The following is a 17,415-nucleotide window of genomic DNA, read 5'->3' on the forward strand; positions in this document are numbered from 1 at the left end:
CGCGGTCGAAGAAACCGTGGTCGCAGTCTACTAAGCACTGCTCAATTCGGCTGTTCCGACGCTCGGTAGCGCTCGCGGTGGACGGCATCGGCAAGCGGCCGCCTGTCCCGCCAGCCGAACCGCTCGAGATCGGGCACCCGCTGGAACTCGGTCACCGGCCCGACGCACAGCCAGGCCACCACGTGCATGTGTGCGGGCAGTCCGACCAGCTCCTTGACGGCGTCCTCGTGGTAGAAGGACACCCAGCCGACGCCGATCCGCTCGGACGTCGCGGCCAACCACAGGTTCTGTATCGCGAGCGCGACGGACAGGTGCCCCGTCTCGTCGACCGTGTGGCGACCCAGGATGTTCGGGCCACCGCGGGTCGGGTCGTACGTGACGACCACGCCGGTGCCCGAGCTCTCGATGCCCTGCACGTTGATCGGTTCGAACTTCTCGCGCCGTTCCGGGGGGAGCGAGTCGGCGAAGTCGGTGCGGCACCGCTCGACGTGGTCGGCGAACGCCTCCAACGTGGCGGGGTCCTGCACTACGACGAAGTCCCACGGCTGCGTATTGCCGACGCTGGGCGCGCTGTGGGCGGCACCGAGCAGCCGCGTGAGGGTCTGGTCGTCGATCATCTCGCCGCTGAACTCGTTCCGGACGTCCCGGCGCGCGGCGATCGCCGCGAACACGCCCATCATCGCGCAGCCCCGTTGGGCGCCTGCCCGGCGAGCGCGGCGAGGGCGTCACCGGTCAGCCGCTGCGCGGTCCACTCGTCCATCCCCACGGCGCCGATCGACCGGTAGAACCCGATCGCCGGCGAGTTCCAGTCGAGCACCGACCACTCGCAGCGGCTGTAGCCGTTCTCGACGCACACCGCGGCGAGCGTGGCGAGCAGCGCCTTCCCGTGCCCCGCCGCACGGGCGTGCGGGCGCACGTAGAGGTCCTCTAGGTAGACACCGTGCGTACCGGTCCATGTAGAGAAGCTGCGGAACCACAGGGCCATCCCGACGACGTCCCCGCCCTCGTCTACTGCCACGTGCGCGAACACCGCGGGGTGCTCCCCGAACAGCGCAGCGCGCAACTGCTCGGCGGTGGCCTGCGCGGCGTCCGGTTCCCTCTCGTACTCGGCGAGTTCGCGGATCATCGCGAGCATCTCGGGGACGTCGGCTTCGGCGGCGGCGCGGATCACCCGGTCAGCGTATGCGAGCGCCGCGCTACTCGGACGTCGGCTGGCTGTGGGCCGTGATGGCGGGCATCAGGCAGTCACGGACGACGACACGGGCGGTGTAGGGATCGTCGGGGGTGATGAGGCCGTCGGGCGCGAGGCACACCGAATGGCCTATTCGCGCAAAGATCTCGGCGACCGGCTTGGGATCGAACTGCGGGAGCTGCCCCGAGTCCTGGAAACGCACGATGATGTTCGCCGCGAACGTGCGGCCGATCTCGATCAGCAACGCGCCGCCCTGCGCGATCATCGGTAGGCCGACCACGACGTTACCGTCGCCGATGCCGCGGATCAGGGGCCTCTGGTTGGCCTCCCGCAGGAACGCGACGAAGCCCTCGGTGAGCGCCTCCTCGACCGTGGGCAGGCCCACGATCTGCTGCTCGATGACCCTCAGTAGCTGCTCGGCCTCGTACCGGATCGCCTGCTGGACCAGGTTGTCCTTGCGGTTGAACCGCCGGTAGACCGTCGCGACGCCGATGCCCGCAACAGACGCGACCTGCTCCATAGTCGTGCGGGCGATTCCGACGCTGCCGATGCTCGAAACCGCCGCGGAGAGGATGCTCTGCGACGTCTGATCGTTCTTGGCCGGACTCACGCCACCGGAGTTTAGTCTTCCGCGCGCCCGAATCCCCCACAAGCGGCGCGAACCCGATTCGCCGCCGCGTGTCCGCGCGCGAATCGCGTTGCGATAGGGCCCACGGCTACCTAGGGTCCGATCATGCCCGGCCCGATGTACGTACCCGCACCGAACCGCACGACCGACTCTCACGCGCGCGAGCTCGTCGCGGCCGCGGCGATCGGGACCTTGTTCACCGCACCGGACCCCGCGGACCCACTCGCCCTGTACGCCAGCACCGTCCCCGTCCTGTGGGACGGCGACGAGGTCCTGCTCCATCTCGCGCGTGCGAACCCACAGGTCCGGACTCTGGACGCGAGCGCATGCCTGCTGGTCGTGACGGGCCCGGACGGGTACGTGTCGCCGTCCTACTACCCCTCGAAGCGCGAGCACGGGCGCGTGGTCCCCACATGGAACTACAGCGAGGTGCAACTGCGCGGACGCGCCACCGTCGTCGACGGGAAGGAGGCCGTGCGAGACGTCGTGGAGCGGCTGACGGGGCGGCATGAGACACCGCGCGCCGATCCGTGGCGCGTCGACGACGCCCCGGAGCCGTACATCGAACAGCAGCTGCGCGCCATCGTCGGCGTGCGGATCGCGATCACGGACGTGCGCGCGAAGGCGAAGTGGAGCCAGAGCCGGTCCGGGGCCGATGTCGACGGTGTACTCGACGGTCTGGCCGCTGACGGCTCGCCCGCCGCGCTCGCGGAGATGCGCCGGGCGAACGAGCGGTGACGGGGCCATGTGATCGACAGCGCGCCACTACTATCGCGCCATGGCCCTCCCTCTCGCGAGACTCCTCCATGCAGTCGGCACGAAGGTGCCCGCACCGGTCCTCGCCCGCGCCGCGCAGGCGGTGTTCGCGCTGCCCGAGCCGGTCAGACGCCGGCTCGGAACGCGGCGTCGCATCGACGGTCACGAGCTGAACCTGGACTCCCAGCTCGTCCTGTTCCTCCTGCGGCTGCAGGGCGTGGACGGACTGATCGGACCGGGTTCGCTCGCGCAGCAGCGGGAATCGATGGTGCGGCTGTCGGCCTCCGTCGGCGGGCATACACCCGGTGTCACGACGCGGGCGATGACCGTGGACGGTGCGGACGGGCCGCTGCCCGCGCGGCTGTACACCCCGTCGGCAGCGGCGCAGAAGTCACCGCTCATAGTCTTCTTCCACGGCGGCGGGTTCGTGCTCGGCGATCTCGACTCGCACGACGCACCGTGCCGCTACATCGCAGCCAACGCTGGCGCACGAGTGCTGGCCGTCGACTACCGGCTTGCGCCCGAGCACCCCTTCCCGGCCGCCGCCGACGACGCCGTGGCCGCGACCGCGTGGGCGCTCGCGAATGCAGATAGGCTCGGCGCCGATCCGGCCGCCGTTGCCGTGTGCGGCGACAGCGCGGGCGGGAACCTGGCCGGAGTCGCCGCTCGCGAGCTGTCCCTCGCGGACGCGCCGCGGCCCGCGGCGGCGCTGCTGTTCTATCCGGTGACCGGATACGACCCCGAACTCGCGAGCCGGGACACGTTCGCCGACGGCTTCTTCCTCACACGGCGCGACATCGATTCTTTCGCCGACCAATACACACCGGATCTCGAGACGCGCGACGATCCCCGCACCGATCTTCTGCACGCGGACGGTCTCGCAGGAATGCCGCGCACACACGTCGTCGTGGCAGGCTTCGATCCGCTCCGCGACGAGGGCCTCCGCTTTGCGGAACGGCTCAGTCAAGCGGGTGTGGACGTGACTTCCACCACCGAATCGGGCGCAATCCACGGCTTCATCAGCATGCTCGGCGTCAGTGAAACCGCACGTGCGGCAGTCGACGAGGCCGTCGAGGTACTGCGCGCGGCGCTCGGCAATGCGGCCCGCAAGTGACACGCTCAGATTAGTTCCGCCGAAAAGTGGCGCACGTACGCGTACGCGTCCTATGGTGGGTGATGCGAGCCGCCATATGACGTCTCCCCCCACGTCGGTGGCCGCATTTGATTGAGCCTTGATATCGGTTCCCCCTCCTCCCCCCATTTCGGGAACCGATATCAAGGCCTTTCTCTTTCTAGGGTCCTGAGCGGCTCTATACAGGCGACTCCGGTCGGCCGCGCCGTATTCGGGACACCGGACCCGCAGCAGTTGGATCGGCATCGCCGACCAGCGGCGATTCCCGCCGTGGTCCGCCGGTGGCATACCCTGGACGGCATGCAGGACCAGGTCACCGAGCTCGCGGTCTCCGCGCAGCGCGGAGACAACCGGGCACTGACCGCTTTCATCGCCGCGACCCAGCACGAAGTACGCCGGTTCTGCGCGCATCTCTCCGACCCCACGCACGCCGAGGATCTCGCGCAGGAGACCTACCTGCGCGCGATCACGGCGCTCCCGTCGTTCCGCCGCGGCTCGTCGGCGCGCACCTGGCTGTTGGCGATCGCGCGGCGCACCGTCGCCGACCATCTGCGCGCGGCCGCCGCCCGTCCCCGGCTCGCCGCGGCGGACTGGCGCGCGGCGCTCGACGAGCGCCGCACTGTCACCGGGCCCGCGCCCCTGGTCGAGGCGCGGCTGCTGCTCGAATCCCTCGATCGCGAGCGCCGCGAGGCACTCGTCCTGACGCAGGCGTTCGGGCTGACCTACGCCGAGGCGGCCGACGTGTGCGGCTGCCCGGTCGGCACCATCCGCTCGCGCGTGGCCCGTGCACGGGAACAACTCGTCGCGCAGCAGCATTCGGCGTCCCAGGAAGCGACGGCATGACAACGCTCGAGCACCAGACCGCGACCGAGGCCGATACCCACCGCATCGCCCTCGACGTCGGTGGCATGACATGCGCGGCATGCGCGAACCGCGTGGAGCGCAAGCTGAACAAAGTCGACGGCGTCCGCGCATCGGTGAACTACGCGACGCGCACGGCGACGGTCGAGGCACCGTCCGGCATGGGCGTGGGCGAACTCTGCGAGACCGTCGCAGCGGCCGGCTACTCGGCCACCGAGAAGTCCGGCAACCCCCGCCGCGCCGTGGTCGCCGAGGAGCGCGAACGCCGCGACCTGCTGCGCCGCCTCATCGTGTCGCTGGTGCTGTTCGTACCCGCGGCGGACCTGTCGGTGGTCCTGGCCACCGTCCCGTCGACGCGATTCCCCGGCTGGCAGTGGGTGCTACTCGCGCTGAGCCTGCCCGTGGTGACGTGGGGCGCGTGGCCGCTGCACCGCAAGGCCGCAGCGGGTGCGCGGCACGGGGCGGCGTCGATGGACACGCTGGTGTCGACGGGGATCATCGCCGCCACGCTGTGGTCCGTGGTCACCGTGCTCACACCCGGACGCGTACGGCCGGACCCGCACGGCGTGTGGCAGGCGATCACGCACTCCGACCCCATCTATCTCGAGGTCGCGATGGGGGTCACCGTCTTCGTGCTCGCGGGCCGCTACTTCGAGGCCGCCGCGCGCAGCAAGGCGGTGAGCGCGATCCGCGAGCTGGCACAGCGCGGAGCCCGCGACGCGACGGTCCTCCTGAAGGACGGCTCGGAGCTGCGCATACCCGCAGCCGAGCTCAAAGCAGGGCAGCGCATCGTCGTCCTCCCGGGCGAGACCGTGCCCACCGACGGGACCGTCGAGGCCGGTTCCGCTTTCGTCGACGCGAGCGCGATGACGGGCGAGACCCGTCCGGTTCCCGTCGAACCCGGAGCCGAAGTGTTGGGCGGAACGGTGTGCCAGGACGGGCGCCTCACGGTGCGCGCGACCGCGGTCGGCGAGGCCACCGCACTCGCCGCGATGCGTCGCATGGTCGAAGACGCGCAGGCCACGAAGGCGCGGATGCAACGGCTCGCGGACCGCGTATCGGCCGTTTTCGTGCCGTGCGTCTTCGCGATCGCCGTGCTCACGCTCGGCGGGTGGTTGCTCGCAGGCGGCAGCGCCGACGAGGCCGTGACCGCAGCGATCGCCGTGCTGGTCATCGCGTGCCCATGCGCCCTCGGCCTGGCCACGCCGGTCGCATTCATGGTGGCGTCGGGCCGCGGCGCACAGCTGGGCATCTACCTGCGCGGGCACCAGGTCCTGGAGGCGACCGAGGCCGTCGACACCGTCGTGTTCGACAAGACCGGAACCGTCACGACCGGCGACCTGCGCGTCACGTCGGTCACGGGCGCCGCCCCCGGCGCGGGTATCGCCACCGACGAGGCCGTGCGCCGCGCCGCCGCCGTCGAGGCCGCGTCCGAGCATGCGGTGGCGCGGGCGATCGTCGCATACGCCGGCGACACCGGATTCGGCATTCCGGAGGACTTCCGCGCCGTGCCCGGCATGGGCGCGAGTGGGACCGTCGACGGCCACGCCGTGCGGGTGGGCAGTGCGCGGTTCGTGCCCCCGAGGGCTCTCGCTCCCGCGGTCGACGAGGCGGAGTCCGTCGGCGCCACCGTCGCAGTGGTGGAGGTCGACGGCGAGGTGGCGGCCGTCGTCGCCGTGGCGGACGACGTCAAACCCGATGCTGCAGAAGCTATCCGGCGCCTCCGCTCCGCCAGCGTGCGGACCGTGCTGCTGACCGGCGACAACCGTGCGGCCGCGGAGAAGGTCGCCGCCGCCGTCGGCATCGAAGACGTGCGCGCCGAGGTGCTGCCGGACGGCAAGGTCGCGGCGATCGAGACACTGCGTGCCGAGGGCCACACCGTCGCAATGGTGGGCGACGGCGTGAACGACGGCCCTGCTCTCGCAACCGCCGACCTGGGCCTGGCGGTGGGCACCGGCACCGACGTCGCACGCGCCGCCGCCGACGTCGTCCTTATGCGAGACGAGCTCGTCGCAGTCCCCGACGCCCTTGGCCTGTCTCGCGCCACGGTAGGCACGATCAAGGCGAACCTCCTGTGGGCCTTCGGCTACAACGTCGCGGCCATCCCCGTTGCAGCCCTCGGCCTCCTCAACCCGCTCGTCGCCGCCGGTGCGATGGCGTTCAGCTCGTTCTTCGTGGTGTGGAACAGCCTGCGGCTCCGCCGTTTCGGAGCCGGCCGCCCCTGACCGGCCGGCCGCCGCGGCGCCGCAGACATGCGTGGCCGCGCCGGCTCCACACCGACGCATGCGCAGTGTCACCGGCGTCACGCTCGCCTAGCTGGAAGTTCAGCTGATTGCCAGGATAGGTTTGCGCTATCAAATGTCGTCGGCGAACAGAGGAAACGGGGCGCAACGTGACGATCGACGTGGGCACGGACGTGGACTCCCGCATCGCGGGCGCGTTCTGGCACGCGGCCGTACCGATCGGAATCGCCGACCTGGACGGCAACGTGCTCGAGGCCAACGATGCCGCCGTCGAGCTGATCGGCATACCCGCCGACCGAATGATCGGTACGTCCGTCCTAGTCGGCCAGGCACCCGACGAGCGCCGCGCCACCGAGCAGGTGCTCGAGTCGCTGCGCGCCCCCGGCGCCGGCCCCGCGGCGCTGACCACGCGCTTCCGCCGCGCCGACGGCACCGTCGGCGTCGTGCACTGGTCCGTGACCCGCGCACCGGGCGACGACCCGTACGTCGTCGCCGTCGGCCACGACGTCACCATGCACCGACGCACCGAGCAGGCACTGCGTTACCAGGCCCAACACGACGAGCTCACCGGCCTGCCGAACCGCCGCCGGCTGGCCGACGCCATCGACTCGGCGCTCGGCCACGCCGGCCCGATCGGGCTGTGCTACTTGGACCTCGACGACTTCAAGGCCGTCAACGACCGCTTCGGGCACCGCGGCGGAGACGATGTGCTGGTGGCCGTGGGGCGCAGGCTGCGGGCCGTCGCCGACGCGCGCCCCGGACTGATCGTGGCGCGAATGGGCGGCGACGAGTTCGTCGCCCTGCTGCCGCAGGCCACCGACGACTCGCTCACCGCGACCACGACCGCGATGGCGAACGCGCTTGCCGACCCCGTCGCGGTCCGTGGCGTACCGGTGCGAGTGACGGGCACCGTCGGCGCGGTCCTCGCCACCGGCACCAATGCGGGCGAGCTGCTCGCCGAGGCGGACACCCGCATGTACGAGGCGAAGCGGACCCACCGCGGCATCCCCAAACCGTGCGCCGCAGCCGCACGTGCGTGGCGCCTGCGCGCCGCGGGACCCCTGCGCTGAAGTAGCCCGCGAAGCTGAACCCCGTTGGCGCGCAGGGTCAGACCAGGTCGTCGGATTCCTCCTCGCGGGCCGACTGCCACGCCCAGTGCAGCACCAGCCCGACGGTGACGAGCGCGATGGCCGCCTCGTCGCAGGCCCATGCGACCACACCGCCCACGAACTGGTCGTGCGCGAGATCCGTCATCCACGGCACGTCGAGATACTGGTACAGCCGCGGCCCGATGAGACCGTTCATGGTCATCACGATGATCGCGAAGAACATGGAGATGGGCATCATCGCCAGCAACATGCCCACGCGCCCGATGAAGGGCAGCCGATGGGGGACCGGGTCGATCTGGAACACACGCCAGTAGAACAGGAATCCGGTCACGAGCACCGCGAGGTAGATCCCCGTATGCCCCCAGTGATAGCGGCCGATGCGGTCGTACAGCGGCGTCAGATAGAGCCCGTAGAGGGTCAGCGCGAACAACAGGATCTGCACTGCGGGCCGCATCAACACGGCGAACGATCGCGAGTCGAGCACGCGCTCCAGCCACTGCGGGGCAAGCGTGGTCCGCAGCAGCGTGACGGGCGCTCCCAGCAGCAGGAAGACGGGTACCAGCGACGTCATCAGCATGTGTGTCACCATGTGCACACTGAAAGCCACTGTCGCATAGGTGTTCACACCCGAACTACTGAGCACCACCAGTGCCGCGCAGCCGAACAGGAAGCACGCGGTCCGGTACCACGGCCATTGGATCGTATCGACTCCCCGTCGCCCCGCTCGCCGCACGAGCCACACGTAACCCCCGGCCAGCAGCACCGCGAGCGGCACCAGGTTCAGGTCCCACCGCCACAGGGTGAGGAACCTGCCGACGCTCGGCGGATCGAGGACGTCGTAGCCCAGCATCACCTCGCCGATCGTGAAGCGCCGCACGAGGAACGACGGCGGCGTGAGCTCCGACGCTGCGATCGCGACACCGGCGGCGACCGTGAGGACGACCGTGGCGGGAACCGTCCGACGTAGCCACTGCAGTAGCCCTGCCAGCGCGACCAGCACGCCCGCGGCCGATACCAACCGTCCGTACAGAGTCTCCGTGAGGTCCGAACCGGGCGCCATGACCACCGCTATCACCGCCCCGTACCCGAGCGCGATCACGGCGAACACCACTCCCGTCCAGCGCCTCTCGTCGCGCCACGGCACCACCGCCTGCGCCCACAGACCGCCGAGCCACACGGCGGTGGTCAGGGCGAGCGCCATGAGCGCAGCGGTCGTGTAGTCGTGCCGCGGGCCTTGCGCCTCGTTGGCGGTCACGACGGCGGCGAGCACGCCCAGCCCTGCGGGCAGGAGCAGCCACAAGTGGGCCATCCAGCTCAACGCGTTACCGAGCCCCACGAGGACCACCACCGCGGCAACGAACGAGACGAACCAGCCCTTGGCCGTCTCGGACGCCCCGATGGTCGCCCACAGGCCGCCGTACCGCCACACGTCGACCAGATTCTGGCCCGACGTGTCCGCCGCCGACAACGGCACCATCAGGATCGAGACGACGGCCCACACGCGCGTCGCACGGTGCGCGAGCCGGTGCGCGAGATAGCCCCGCAGCCCCACATCGCCGGTATCCTGTACGGCGGTTCGGAAGACACCGAAGGCTATGGCGCCCAGCGTGACCGCCGCCGCGAGGGTCGCGATCAGGCGCCCGGCTCCGGCGCCGTACGACGTGAGTGCACCCGGATACGTATCACCGTTTATGGTGTAGCGCGATGCGCCCTGCGTTGCGAGCACGGCGACCACCACCGCCAGCGCCGCGAATGCGCCCAGCCCGAGCCCGAGGGTGCCTCCCCGTGGCGGGGCCACCGGCGTGACAGGTGCGGGCCGATCGACCTCCCCGGCGAGAGTGGCCGGCACCCTGCGCAGGCGTGCCGCGTCGTCGGCCCACTCCCGGCAGTCGGAGCATCCCGCGAGATGTGCGTCGAGGTCGCCGGGGGGCGGCACCTCCCCGTCGAGGCGGCTGGAGATGCCCTCCCGGGCGTCGGAGCACTGCATACGGTGTTAGTCGTGCCGGCGGCCGGTTCGGTTCCCGGCTGTGACCGACGACACTGCGGCGGTTCGCGCTGAAACCCCTCCGTCAGGCGGCGTTGCGGACATGACATCCACTACGCCGCGCGAGCGCGGGGTTTCGCCCGGCTGAACCTGCGGCCGGACGATCAACCGGCCCGGACGCAGGATCAACCGCCGCGCCCGCCGGGCGGCGACGCTGGGTTCATGACCACGACGACCCGCGAAGCCGCACCGGCCCGCCCCCTGCCCGCCGTCCTCGCGCTTACGTTCGGCATCACGATGCTGGTGGCCGGCGAGTTCCTTCCGGCGGGCGTACTGCCCGCCGTCGCAAGGGATCTCAGCGTGTCCCCGGGCACCGTCGGGCTCGCGGTCGCGGCGACCGCACTGGCGGGCGCGCTGACCGCCCCGACCATCGCGTCCATCGTTCCGCGCATGGACCGGCGGACGGTGCTCGTCGGCCTACTCGCGCTCGCGACGATCTCCGACGCCGTCGTGGCCCTCGCACCGCACATCGCCGTCCTGCTGGCGGGCCGGCTGATCCTGGGGGTCGCGATCGCCGGGTACTGGTCGTTCGCATTCGGGGCAGGTGTCCACGTCGCGCAGGGCAGGAGCGCACTCGTATCCACCTCGCTCGCGTCGGGCACATCCGTCGCGACCATCATCGGCGTGCCGCTCGCGTCACTGCTCGGCGACACCGTCGGATGGCGGACGGTGTTCTGGCTGGCCACGGCACTGACGGCGCTCGCGACCGTGGTCCTGTACCGCGTCCTCACGCCGGTCCCCGCGCATCCGTCGGCGGGGACGGAGATGATGCGCCGTGCGCTCCGCAACCGGCGGCTCGTCATCGGCGCCGCCCTCGTGGCGCTAGCCGTGCTGGGCAACTTCATCGCGTACCCGTTCATCCGCCTCGCGATCGAGCGAGTCGACGCGGGCGCCGGGAGCGGGTCGAATGTGGCCGGCGGCGCCGCCGTGCTGCTGCTGGTGTGGGGCGTGGGGGGTCTGGCCGGGAACCTGCTCGCAGGCGTGCTGTCCCGGTGGCTGCGGTGGGCGGTCGCACTGGGCCCGCTGATCGTGTCGATCGCCCTCGCGGCGACACTGACGACGTCGGTGCCGGTCCTGTTCCTCGCGATCGCTGCGTGGGGCATCGGCTTCAACCTCATCCCCGTAACCACCCAGCTGTGGGTGACGACCGTGGGCCACGACACCGCGGAATCCGCAGTGGCGCTCCAGGTCACGGCCTTCCAGACGGCGATCACCGCGGGCGCCGTGACAGGCGGCCTGCTGGTCGATCACGTCGGACTCGGCGCCGCGTTCCTCACCGGATCCGCCGCCGGGCTACTGGCGGCCGCAGGCTTCGCGTCGATCCGCGTCCGTGCGTGATCAGGCCAGGCAGCGCCACCGACCGGGCGGGACGCCGACGTCAGCGGTGAAGGCGCGCACGAACGCAGCGCTCGAGCCGTATCCGACGGCCGAACCCACATCCCCGACGGATGCGTCCGAATGCCTCAACAGGCGTCGCGCCTCAGCTATACGGGTACGACGCACGTACTGCATGGGGCTCATGCCGGTCTCGGCCCGGAACCGCTCCACGAGGCTCGACCTACCCACGTACGCGATGCGCGCGAGTACGCACAGATTCCATTCGCGCGCGGGGTCTTCCGCTATCGCGTCCACTGCGCGCCGCACACCGGGATCCCCGGGTGCCCGGTCCTCGAGCGCACTCAGCATCGCCCCGCCGACCAGGTGCGCATATCCCGAGCCGAAGTAGGTGCGCTGGTGCGCGGCCGTGAGCGGGCACTCGCCCAGCAGCGCCGCGACCCCCGAGTGCCGCTCGGCGAAGCCCCGAGAGACGACGATGCCCGGCGTCGGCACGTCCCGGCCGGGCCGGAGGTCCGCAACGACGACGCGGGCGGCATCGACGGCGGCGATGGTGTACGCGGCCGCCTGGCGCAGCAGGGCCGCATCCCCCGGGTCCAGCCGGATGCGCTCGCCGACAGAGCGCACCTCGACGGTCCCGGACCGCACCAGCAGCCACGTCGACGGCCCGATCGCCTCGAGCTCCCGCCCGGCTGAAAGCTCACACGATGTGGATCCGCTCATGCTCCACTGTGCCTCGCCCGCGGGCACCCCGGTGTCCATGAGCGTGACAACGCCCCGTGCCGCTGCGGGCATTCCCCGCGATCGACGCGCCGGGGGACGAGCTGAGTGACTCAGGCTCGACAGGGTGGTCAGTCACCGCGGTGGACGGCCGTCGACCGGTACCAGTCGACGGTCCGGCCGATCCCCTCTCGCAGATCGATCCGAGGCTTCCACCCCATCGCATGCAGCCGCGACACGTCCAGGAGTTTGCGGGGCGTCCCGTCCGGCCGACTCGTGTCCCAGGTGGTCGCACCCTCGAAACCGGTGGCCGCGGCCACCATCTCGGCGATCTCCGCGATCGAATGGTCCTCGCCGGTCCCGACGTTCACCTGCTCCGCGCCGTCGTAGTTGTCGAGCAGATGCAGGCACGCCGAGGCCATGTCGTCGACGTGTAGGAACTCGCGTCTAGGCGCACCGCTGCCCCAGTTCTCCACCGCTTCGGCGCCAGCGGCGCGCGCCTCGTCGTACCGGCGGATCATCGCCGGAAGCACATGCGAGGTCGTCTCGGAGAAGTTGTCCCCCGGGCCGTAGAGGTTGGTCGGCATGGCCGAGATCCATGGCAGCCCGTACTGTTTGCGCACGGCCTGAACCTGCAGGATCCCGGCGATCTTGGCGATCGCGTAGGCGTCGTTGGTCGGTTCGAGGTGCCCCGTGAGCAGGTACTCCTCCTTGATCGGCTGAGCGGCCAGCTTCGGATAGATGCACGACGACCCCAGGAACAGCAGTCTCTCGACGCCGTGCGTCAGGGCCGCATCCATGACGTTCACCTGGATACGCAGGTTCTCGCTGAGGAAGTCGACGGGCGCTTCGCTGTTGGCCAGGATGCCCCCGACCTTCGCTGCCGCGAGCACCACGACGTCGAAGTCGTTCTCCGCGAAGAACGCCATGACTGCGTCGCGGTCTCGCAGGTCGAGGTCCGACGAAGTCCGTCCGACGAGATCGGCGAAACCCTCCTGCTGCAGGTGGCGGTATACGGCGGAACCCACCAAACCCCGGTGCCCGGCGACGTATACCCGCGACGCGCGGTCGACCGGCGTGACACTCATCGAGACAGCCCCTCCCAGCCGGCCAGCACAGGCCGGTCGATCCATGGCCGGCCTTGATGCTCCAGTGCCTCGACATCGGCGTCCACCATGATCCTGGCCAGCTGATCCGGCATGACCGAGGCCTTCCATCCGAGCTGCCGATGCGCCTTGCCCGGGTCGCCGATCAGCGAATCGACCTCAGTGGGTCGGAGGTAGCGCTCGTCGATGCGGACGTGGTCCTCCCAGTTCAGTCCGGCGTGCTCGAAAGCCGTCGTCAGGAAGTCCCGCACCGAGTACGCGGCGCCCGTCGCAAGGCAGTAGTCGTCGGGCTCGTCCGCTTGCAGCATCCGCCACATGCCCTCCACATACTCCGGCGCGTACCCCCAGTCGCGGACGGCGTCCAAGTTGCCCATGTACACGTACTGGTCGAGTCCGGCCTTGATCCGCGCCACAGCCCGAGTGATCTTCCTGGTCACGAACGTCTCGCCGCGGCGAGGCGACTCGTGGTTGAACAGGATGCCGTTGACCGCGAACAGGCCGTAGGCCTCGCGATAGTTGCGTGTCATCCAGTACGCGTACACCTTCGCGGCACCGTAAGGCGACCGGGGATAGAAGGCGGTCTCCTCGTTCTGCGGGGGAGGCGTGGCGCCGAACATCTCCGAGCTCGACGCCTGGTAGTAACGGCAGTCGAGTCCGGCCAGCCGGACCGCCTCTAGCAGGCGCGTCGCTCCGGTGCCCGTGGTGTCTCCCGTGTGCTCGGGCTCGTCGAAGCTCACGCGCACATGCGACTGGGCGCCGAGGTTGTAGACCTCGTCCGGCCGGATCGTGCCGAGCAGGGTCACGAGGCGGGCACCGTCGCTGAGGTCGCCGTAGTGGAGGAACAACCGAGCGTTGTCATCGTGTGGGTCGATGTAGATGTGGTCGATCCGGGACGTGTTGAACGTCGATGCTCGACGTATCAGGCCATGGACTTCGTACCCCTTGGCGAGCAATAGCTCAGCGAGGTAAGACCCGTCCTGACCGGTGATCCCGGTGATGAGTGCGCGCTTCGACATAGATGGTTCTCCGATACAGATGCCAGGCGGCGAAAGCCGCACCATACTGCGCACGAGGCTGTGGTCGGCAACTGCCGCAGCCCTTTTGGGCGAATCCACCACACCGTTTGACAGTTACGACGGTCCCGATACTATATGCACAGTCAAGCAACGTGAGGACCGGACATAAAACCCGATACTCCGAGCGCCACCGTCGTCGGGAAGTCAGGAGTCGCGTGTCAGAGTTCGCGGGCGCACATCCGCCTTATAACGAAACAGACGTTGCGGGAATACCTTTCATCTGCACAACCTTCGACAACGCTGTGAACCGAGTGATCGAGCTCGGCCGGACCCACGGCGCCGCGGGAACGCCCGTACGGTTGTCCAACGCCTACTGCGTAGCTCTCGCGAACCAGGACCCCGAGTACCGAGCAGTCCTGGCCGGGCCGGGCTGGAACTTTCCTGACGGTGCCCCGGTCGCCTACTTCATGCGGCGGCAGAACCGGAAGTCCCCGTCGGAGCGCGTGCGCGGCCCGTCGCTGTTCGCGGCGGTGCTCGACCGGGGCCGGTCGGCAGGCCTGCGTCACTTCATGCTCGGCGCCACGCAGGACACTCTCGACCGCCTGGTGGAGTCGATCGGAAATCGCTATCCGGGCGCCGAGGTCGCGGGGACCTACTCGCCCCCGTTCGGCCCGCTCGACGAGTCGTTCTACACGGAGTCGATCGCGCGCATCGAGGAATCGGGCGCCGATGTCGTGTGGGTCGGCCTGGGCACCCCGAAACAGGACTTCGCAGCCGCCGAGCTGGCACGCCGCGTGCCGCTGCCGTTCCTCGGCGTCGGCGCCGCCTTCGACTTCGTGGCCGGCGTGGTTCCCGAGGCTCCCCTGTGGGTCCAGCGATCCGGCTTCGAGTGGCTGTACAGGCTGGTGAGCGAGCCACGGCGGCTGTGGCGCCGCTACCTCATCGGCAACACCCAGTTCCTCTGGTCGGTCGCCACGGCACCGCGCCACACCTCCTGATCACCGCCGTCCTGCAAGAATTGGAATCATGGCCGAGAACAGCCTCGACATCAGCGTCGTGCTCCCCTTCTATAACGCCGCCGCCACGCTGTCTCAGGCCATCGAGAGCGTGTTGGAACAGCGCGGCGTCCCGTTCGAGTTGGTGCTCATCGACGACGGCAGCTCCGACGGCTCGCCGGAGATCGCCGCACGGTACGCATCCGACCCACGCGTCCGCCTGATCTCGCATCCGAACAAGGGGCTTTCCGCATCGCTCAATATCGGCGTCGAACAGGCGCGGGCTGATCTGATCGCCCGCATGGATGCGGACGACGTCAGCCTCCCCGGCCGCCTCGAGCATCAGGTCCAATACCTACGCGAGAACCCCGACGTCGTTCTGCTCGGTGGCCAGATGGTGCGGCTCGTCGGCGACGAGCGAACGACGAAGTCGTCCTTCCCTGTCGACCACGAGAGAATCGTCTCGGCGCTCCTGCAGGGACAGCATGCGATCTCACACCCCACCGTCGCGTTCCGGAAGGATGCCGTACTGGAGGTCGGCGGCTACTGGAACGAGGGCCTCGCCGAGGACTGGGACCTGTACCTCAAGCTCGCCGAGCACGGCCGGCTGGCGAACCTCCGCGACACGGTGCTCGACTACCGCTATCACGGCAGTGGCATCAACGCCGACAGTATGCGTACGGTACGGACGAACATCGCACTCGCCGTTGAGAATCACCGGCGTCGTCAGGCAGGCCTCGAGGAGTACACCGGCGCGCAGTTCCGTGCTGCGCTCACGCCCGGCCGCCGTTTTCGGATCGCGGCCGAATCGCGCAGCCTGAGCCTGTACCGCGCGTCGCTGGCCGGCCACGGTGTGCAGAGCAGGGCGCTGCTGGCATGCGCGGCAGCGGCATGGCCCCCCTTCGCGTGGCGCCGCATCACCCAACGCGAAGGCTGATCACATTGGCGTCCTCCAAGATTCGCGCACAGTTCGCCACCATGCTGGGCTCACGCATCACAGCGAACCTTCTGCAAGCGGTCAACGTGATCGTCCTGGCTCGGTCGGTCAATCCGAGCGAGATCGGCGTGACGTCCGCGATCATCGGCGTCTGCATGGTCCTGTTCACGGTCACCGACCTCGGTGTCTCCACGTACACCATGAAGGCCCATGCGCAGCGAGAGGAGCGCGCGGTCGCATCGGCGCTCCGCGTCACGACCTTCACCACGTGGTTCTTCGGGCTGCTCGCGCTTGCCGGCTCGGTGGGATTGTCGGGCGCAGGAGTCATCCCGCTGACGCTGACGCCCTTGGTGCTGTCGGTGGCTATCGATCGATGCGTCGAGTTCCGCCTGGGCGTCCCCATAGCGGAGGATTCGCTGAGTATCCCGGCGAGCTCGATCCTCCTGCGGCGGTTCATCCAGTTCGCGATCTTCCTGATCCTGATCCCGATGTCCGTGACCCCGCTGCTCGCGTACTCGCTGGCCCAGCTCCTCGGTGCCCTCGCGGGTTACGCCCAGAGTCGGTTCTTCCTGCGACGCTCGGTCCACTACGCGGGGCATGACTTCAAGTCACCGTTCGCGATCCTCCGCGAGTCGTTCCACTACTTCGTCAGCAACGTGACGACACAGATCCAGCTGCTCGACACCTTCCTCGTATCAGCCTGCTCCGGCGCCAAGCAGGCGGGTCTGTACGCGGCCGCGATGCGCGTCACCAGCCCACTCGTGCTTATCCCGGGTACGCTCGCCTCGGCCGTCCTTCCGCCCGCCGCGCGAGCTACCCCTCGCCAGGCGCGATCCATCGCGCTGAAGCTGATGGCGCTCGTCCCTCCCGTGCTCCTGATATCGATTCCCGGTGGTTTCCTGCTCGCGCGGCCGGTCTGCGTCCTCCTCTACGGCGAGGCGTACCGGGATGCCGCGCTCACGCTGGCGATCATGTTGCAGGGCATACCGTTCGCCATTCTCGCGGCCGCGGTGGCGGCGGTGCTGCAAGCTCAGGGTGAGGATAGATTCGTCGCGAAGACCGGGCTCGTCTTCGCGTTGATCTTCATAGCCGCGGTATCCGGTGGCGCGCTCTGGTACGGCTCCGTCGGCGCCGCGATCGGCAGCGCGTTGACCGCGGTGTGTAAGTGCATCCCACTCGGGATACGGGCGAATCGCATGGGGCACGGCCCCCACGGACCGAACCGACCGGAAGTCGAAGCGGTCGGATCGCCCCACCGTACGATCGATTCGCCACCTGCCACGATCCAGGACGACGGCGACGGCGGAACGCGACACGAGTCATGATCGCCCACCACTCGAG

16 protein-coding genes are annotated in these 17,415 nt (G+C 69.5%); 9 read left to right on the forward strand and 7 right to left on the reverse strand.

Going from position 1 to position 17,415, the window contains the following annotated elements; all coding sequences use genetic code 11:
- Positions 1-41: 41 nt before the first annotated feature.
- From bluB to P0W64_RS13715, 3 genes are read right to left on the reverse strand one after another with little or no spacing between them, the layout of a single operon-like run.
- Positions 42-677, reverse strand: coding sequence for a 5,6-dimethylbenzimidazole synthase (gene bluB / locus P0W64_RS13705; RefSeq protein WP_275480738.1), 636 nt, complete (start codon positions 675-677; stop codon positions 42-44).
- Entirely contained in the window at positions 677-1,171 is a 495-nt protein-coding gene (locus P0W64_RS13710) for a GNAT family N-acetyltransferase (RefSeq protein ID WP_275480684.1), read from the reverse strand. The genes bluB and P0W64_RS13710 overlap by 1 nt, the downstream gene beginning before the upstream one ends.
- Before the next feature lie 25 nt (positions 1,172-1,196).
- Positions 1,197-1,802, reverse strand: coding sequence for a TetR/AcrR family transcriptional regulator (locus tag P0W64_RS13715; RefSeq protein ID WP_275480685.1), 606 nt, complete (start codon positions 1,800-1,802; stop codon positions 1,197-1,199).
- A gap of 123 nt (positions 1,803-1,925) precedes the next feature.
- Between P0W64_RS13715 and P0W64_RS13720 the strand changes: the two genes are divergently transcribed.
- From P0W64_RS13720 to P0W64_RS13740, 5 genes are all read left to right on the forward strand, one after another.
- Positions 1,926-2,558 carry an FMN-binding negative transcriptional regulator gene (locus tag P0W64_RS13720; protein WP_275480686.1) on the forward strand — a complete coding sequence of 211 codons (633 nt, stop codon included), beginning with the start codon at positions 1,926-1,928 and terminating at the stop codon, positions 2,556-2,558.
- Positions 2,559-2,598: 40 nt separating this feature from the next.
- On the forward strand, positions 2,599-3,690 hold the full coding sequence (locus tag P0W64_RS13725) for an alpha/beta hydrolase (protein ID WP_275480687.1): 1,092 nt from the start codon (positions 2,599-2,601) through the stop codon (positions 3,688-3,690).
- A 318-nt stretch (positions 3,691-4,008) separates the two neighbouring features.
- Positions 4,009-4,551 carry a sigma-70 family RNA polymerase sigma factor gene (locus tag P0W64_RS13730; protein ID WP_275480688.1) on the forward strand — a complete coding sequence of 181 codons (543 nt, stop codon included), beginning with the start codon at positions 4,009-4,011 and terminating at the stop codon, positions 4,549-4,551.
- Entirely contained in the window at positions 4,548-6,794 is a 2,247-nt protein-coding gene (locus P0W64_RS13735) for a cation-translocating P-type ATPase (RefSeq protein WP_275480689.1), read from the forward strand. The genes P0W64_RS13730 and P0W64_RS13735 overlap by 4 nt, the downstream gene beginning before the upstream one ends.
- A gap of 167 nt (positions 6,795-6,961) precedes the next feature.
- Positions 6,962-7,882 carry a diguanylate cyclase gene (locus tag P0W64_RS13740; RefSeq protein ID WP_275480690.1) on the forward strand — a complete coding sequence of 307 codons (921 nt, stop codon included), beginning with the start codon at positions 6,962-6,964 and terminating at the stop codon, positions 7,880-7,882.
- A 37-nt stretch (positions 7,883-7,919) separates the two neighbouring features.
- Here the strand turns inward: P0W64_RS13740 and P0W64_RS13745 are convergent, their stop codons facing one another.
- Positions 7,920-9,908 carry a cytochrome c oxidase assembly protein gene (locus tag P0W64_RS13745; RefSeq protein ID WP_275480691.1) on the reverse strand — a complete coding sequence of 663 codons (1,989 nt, stop codon included), beginning with the start codon at positions 9,906-9,908 and terminating at the stop codon, positions 7,920-7,922.
- A 219-nt stretch (positions 9,909-10,127) separates the two neighbouring features.
- Here P0W64_RS13745 and P0W64_RS13750 point away from each other — a divergent pair, with 219 nt between their 5' ends.
- Positions 10,128-11,303: an MFS transporter gene (locus P0W64_RS13750; protein ID WP_275480692.1), complete on the forward strand. Its 1,176-nt coding sequence runs from the start codon at positions 10,128-10,130 to the stop codon at positions 11,301-11,303.
- Here P0W64_RS13750 and P0W64_RS13755 read toward each other — a convergent pair whose 3' ends face one another.
- The 3 genes from P0W64_RS13755 to gmd are packed head-to-tail and all read right to left on the reverse strand — an operon-like array spanning position 11,304 to position 14,142.
- The gene (locus P0W64_RS13755) at positions 11,304-12,095 is read right to left on the reverse strand and encodes an AraC family transcriptional regulator (protein WP_275480693.1); all 792 of its coding nucleotides are present in this window, start codon (positions 12,093-12,095) and stop codon (positions 11,304-11,306) included. It abuts the gene before it with no gap.
- 56 nt (positions 12,096-12,151) lie between these two features.
- A complete protein-coding gene (locus tag P0W64_RS13760) occupies positions 12,152-13,108 on the reverse strand; it encodes a GDP-L-fucose synthase (RefSeq protein ID WP_275480694.1) in 957 nt (318 codons plus the stop codon).
- The gene (gene gmd / locus P0W64_RS13765) at positions 13,105-14,142 is read right to left on the reverse strand and encodes a GDP-mannose 4,6-dehydratase (RefSeq protein ID WP_275480695.1); all 1,038 of its coding nucleotides are present in this window, start codon (positions 14,140-14,142) and stop codon (positions 13,105-13,107) included. The genes P0W64_RS13760 and gmd overlap by 4 nt, the downstream gene beginning before the upstream one ends.
- Positions 14,143-14,444: 302 nt before the next feature.
- Here gmd and P0W64_RS13770 point away from each other — a divergent pair, with 302 nt between their 5' ends.
- Genes P0W64_RS13770 through P0W64_RS13780 form a run of 3 tightly spaced genes read left to right on the forward strand, consistent with a single transcriptional unit; the run spans position 14,445 to position 17,399 of the window.
- Positions 14,445-15,140 (forward strand): WecB/TagA/CpsF family glycosyltransferase, encoded by a 696-nt coding sequence (locus P0W64_RS13770; protein WP_275480696.1) that lies wholly within the window; start codon positions 14,445-14,447, stop codon positions 15,138-15,140.
- Positions 15,141-15,168: 28 nt separating this feature from the next.
- A complete protein-coding gene (locus tag P0W64_RS13775; protein WP_275480697.1) occupies positions 15,169-16,074 on the forward strand; it encodes a glycosyltransferase in 906 nt (301 codons plus the stop codon).
- Positions 16,075-16,115: 41 nt separating this feature from the next.
- The gene (locus tag P0W64_RS13780; protein WP_275480698.1) at positions 16,116-17,399 is read left to right on the forward strand and encodes a lipopolysaccharide biosynthesis protein; all 1,284 of its coding nucleotides are present in this window, start codon (positions 16,116-16,118) and stop codon (positions 17,397-17,399) included.
- Positions 17,400-17,415: the final 16 nt, after the last annotated feature.

This window comes from Tsukamurella sp. 8F, from assembly GCF_029167375.1.
Classification (GTDB): Bacteria; Actinomycetota; Actinomycetes; order Mycobacteriales; family Mycobacteriaceae; genus Tsukamurella.